Below are 3643 nucleotides of genomic sequence, written 5' to 3'. Positions count from 1 at the left end.
GATAAGGAGCAGTTATGCATTTTACCGAAGCTAAAGGGATTCTTTCGAATAAGAATGGAATAAATATTTACAGAGGCTGTTCACACGGCTGTATTTACTGTGATAGCCGAAGTCTTTGCTATAATATGTCTCACGCATTTGAGGATATCGAAGTTAAAATAAATGCGCCTGAACTGCTTGAAAAGGCTCTGCATTCAAAAAGAAAAAGATGTATGATAGGTACAGGCGCCATGGGAGATCCTTACATTCCTCTGGAATCAGAGCTAAAACTCACAAAACAGTGTCTTGAACTTATTGACAGTTATCAGTTCGGAGCAACTGTTCAAACAAAATCTGACCTAATAATGCGTGATATTGACCTATTTGCCTCTATAAACGAGCATTCAAAAGCGGTAGTGCAGATGACGATGACGACATTTGAAGATAAGCTTTGCAGTATTATCGAGCCGGGCGTGTGTGCTACGAGCAGGCGGTATGAGGTGCTTACGGAGATGAAAAAACGCAATATCCCGACTATAGTATGGCTTTCTCCCTTTCTGCCTTATATAAATGATACGGAGGAAAATCTTGCTGGACTTCTTGGATACTGTTCGGAAGCAGGCGTAAAGGGAATAATATGCTTCGGTATCGGACTGACTCTCCGTGAAGGGAACAGGGAATACTTTTATGCGGCTCTTGACAGACATTTCCCCGGAATGTCTGAAAGGTACCGGAGAGAATTCGGGAATTCCTATATAGTCGAAAGTGAAAACAGCTCAAAGCTCATGAGAAAGCTTGATGATTTCTGCGAAAGGTACGGTATGATGCAGAATAATAAGTGCTTCGATTATTTATCAGAGCTTCCGGACAAGTATGAACAGATGTCATTTTTTTGAGTAAAATGATAAAAATTGAAAATTGCTATTGATTTTTATAAAACAGAGTGATATAATAGTTAACGCAGGGGAGCTTGTAGGACAGGCTGAGAGGAAGGTGATACCTTCGACCCTTTAACCTGATTTGGGTAATGCCAGCGTAGGGAGTCTGTTTTGTAAAAAGGATACATTCAGGGAACTGCGTTCGGCTGTTCCCTGATTTTTTATCCGGAGGTATTATTATGGTCAAGATTAACGGTGAATCGCTTGAAAAAGACGGAAAGAGTGTAACAGAGGTACTGGCTGATATGGGGATCAATGTTCAGCACGTTGCCGTGGAGCTGAACGAGGAGATCGTGCCTAAAGCCAGATACGGCGAAACTATCCTTAAGGACGGAGATCATGTTGAGATAGTCCGTTTTGTCGGAGGCGGCTGATATGGATATACCTTCAAAAGATGAAATATATTCTGCTTTGGTCGAAAGACACGGCGCTGAGCTCCAGGAAAAGCTCGAAAATGCTTCTGTTGCAGTATGCGGTCTCGGCGGACTGGGCTCAAATATAGCTAGCGCACTTGCAAGAGCAGGCGTTGGAAGGCTTCATATCATTGATTTTGATAATGTTGAAATATCGAATCTCAACCGTCAGATGTATTTTGCGGATCAGATCGGTATACCTAAAACAGAAGCACTTTATGATTCTTTAAAGCGTATAGCGCCTTATTGTGATATAAGGAAGGACTGTATAAGGCTTACAGAGGATAATATCTCAAATCTGCTTTCAGACGAGGATATAATAGTTGAAGCTTTTGACAAGGCAGATCAGAAAGCAATGCTTGTTAACTGCGTACTTGAAGAAATGCCAGGCAAGTTCCTTGTATCTGGCTCTGGTATGGCTGGAATCGCTCCCTCAAATATGATAAGAACAAAGCGAATAACAGAGCACTTTTATCTCTGCGGCGATGAGGTGAGCGATATTTCTGATGGTATGGGGCTAATCTCTTCAAGAGTTCTTGTCTGTGCAGCACATCAGGCTCATGCAGTATTGAGAATAATAGCCGAAAAATTTGATATATAAGGAATGGTTGAAATGGATAATGATAAATTGATAATAGGAGGGCATGAATTCTCCTCACGTTTTATACTTGGTTCTGGCAAGTATTCACTAAGTCTTATCGAAGCAGCTGTTAAGTATGCAGGTGCTGAGATAATAACTCTTGCTGTACGCAGGACAAATTCAAAGGAGCACGAAAATATTCTTGACTATATACCTAAGGGAGTGACTCTTCTTCCAAATACGTCTGGCGCAAGAAATGCCGATGAGGCAGTACGTATAGCAAGGCTTGCACGTGAGCTTGGTTGCGGCGACTTTGTAAAGATAGAGATAATGCGTGACACAAAGTACCTTTTACCCGATAATCTGGAAACGGTTAGAGCTACAGAAATACTTGCGAAAGAGGGTTTTGTTGTAATGCCCTATATGTATCCAGACCTTAATACAGCCCGTGATCTTGTAAACGCAGGAGCAGCTTCCGTGATGCCTCTTGCTTCGCCTATAGGTTCCAACAAGGGGCTAGCTACAAGGGATTTCATACAGATACTCATTGACGAAATTGATTTGCCCATAATCGTTGATGCAGGTATAGGCAGACCTTCACAGGCTTGTGAGGCAATGGAAATGGGAGCAGCTGCGGTTATGTCAAATACTGCACTTGCTACAGCAGGTAATCTTCCTGTAATGGCTGAAGCTTTCAGAAAAGCGATAGAAGCGGGAAGAAATGCATATTTATCAGGTCTGGGACGAGTACTTACTAGAGGAGCAACACCGTCGGATACACTTACCGGATTTCTGAGGGATTGAGTACTATGATACGTTTGGAAAAAGTAAACGGAAGAAATGTATGGGATATAATAGGGCTTAGTGTTGATGAAAGTCAGAGGAAATTCGTTGCCGACAATAAAACAAGCATAATAGAGGCTTATGCTGCAATGACCGGCGGCGGTCAAGTTTTTCCTTTCGGGATATACGACGGAGATACGCCTGTGGGTTTTGTCATGATAGGTTTTGGAACAGATGAATACTGGGAAGATCCGCCGCAGATTGCATACAATAATTATAATATTTGGCGATTTATGATAGATAGGCATTTTCAGAATAAGGGTTACGGAAAAGCTGCATTGAAGCTGGCACTTGATTTTATACACACATATCCCTGTGGAAATGCAGAGAAGTGCTGGCTGTCTTATGAAGAGGAAAACATAGTTGCACAAAATTTGTATCGTTCATTTGGTTTTGAGCCAAACGGAGAGAAAGACGGCGAAGAGACCATTGCTATAATAGCGCTTTAAGCGCAGTATACGCAGAAAGGAATATACTTTACTTATGGATAAAAAAGAGTTTTTATTTAAACATTATCTTGTGTTTCTTATCATTCCTTGCTCATCGTTATTTTACTATATAAAATATTTCAAAAGCATTGAAAGAGGTCTTGGCTTTCTGTTATATGTTGTTATAAGCTTTATATTTATGTGTCTTTTATGGAAGGCTGTTTCCTTTATAGATACGCGGTTTGATATTAAAAAGTTTAGTGTAACTGCTCTTACAGCATCTGTTCTTGTTATACTGGATCAGATTATCAAGCTCCTACTGTGCAAGACAGGCTTTGAAATCAAAATTATAAGTAAACTGTTTATGATAAAGCAAAGTCATAATATTAATCAGACTGGAATATTTAATTTTCTAAATATAGAGATAACACAAGTTCATGCAATAATTTTTAAAACTATTCT

The 3643-nt window shown here is 40.3% G+C and carries 6 protein-coding genes and 1 riboswitch; all 6 genes read left to right on the top strand.

What is annotated here, in order from left to right:
• The first annotated feature begins 14 nt into the window (after positions 1-14).
• A complete protein-coding gene (locus J6U00_RS01040) occupies positions 15-875 on the top strand; it encodes a radical SAM protein (protein ID WP_296577728.1) in 861 nt (286 codons plus the stop codon).
• 56 nt (positions 876-931) lie between these two features.
• A riboswitch (TPP riboswitch) is annotated at positions 932-1038 on the top strand.
• Positions 1039-1096: 58 nt separating this feature from the next.
• Positions 1097-1291 (top strand): sulfur carrier protein ThiS, encoded by a 195-nt coding sequence (thiS, locus tag J6U00_RS01035; protein WP_296577726.1) that lies wholly within the window; start codon positions 1097-1099, stop codon positions 1289-1291.
• A gap of 1 nt (position 1292) precedes the next feature.
• Entirely contained in the window at positions 1293-1931 is a 639-nt protein-coding gene (gene thiF / locus J6U00_RS01030) for a sulfur carrier protein ThiS adenylyltransferase ThiF (RefSeq protein ID WP_296577725.1), read from the top strand.
• A 12-nt stretch (positions 1932-1943) separates the two neighbouring features.
• A complete protein-coding gene (locus J6U00_RS01025) occupies positions 1944-2714 on the top strand; it encodes a thiazole synthase (protein ID WP_296577723.1) in 771 nt (256 codons plus the stop codon).
• A 5-nt stretch (positions 2715-2719) separates the two neighbouring features.
• Positions 2720-3202, top strand: a complete 483-nt coding sequence (locus tag J6U00_RS01020; protein ID WP_296577721.1) for a GNAT family N-acetyltransferase — start codon at positions 2720-2722, stop codon at positions 3200-3202.
• 34 nt (positions 3203-3236) lie between these two features.
• The coding region (locus J6U00_RS01015; RefSeq protein ID WP_296577718.1) for a hypothetical protein at positions 3237-3643 on the top strand (407 nt) is incomplete at its 3' end.

Origin of the sequence: Ruminococcus sp., from assembly GCF_017650195.1 — a bacterium.
In the GTDB taxonomy this organism is placed as follows: Bacteria; Bacillota; Clostridia; order Oscillospirales; family Ruminococcaceae; genus Ruminococcus.
Note: the sequence above shows the minus strand (reverse complement) of the source record. Positions and strands in the feature narration are given on the sequence as shown.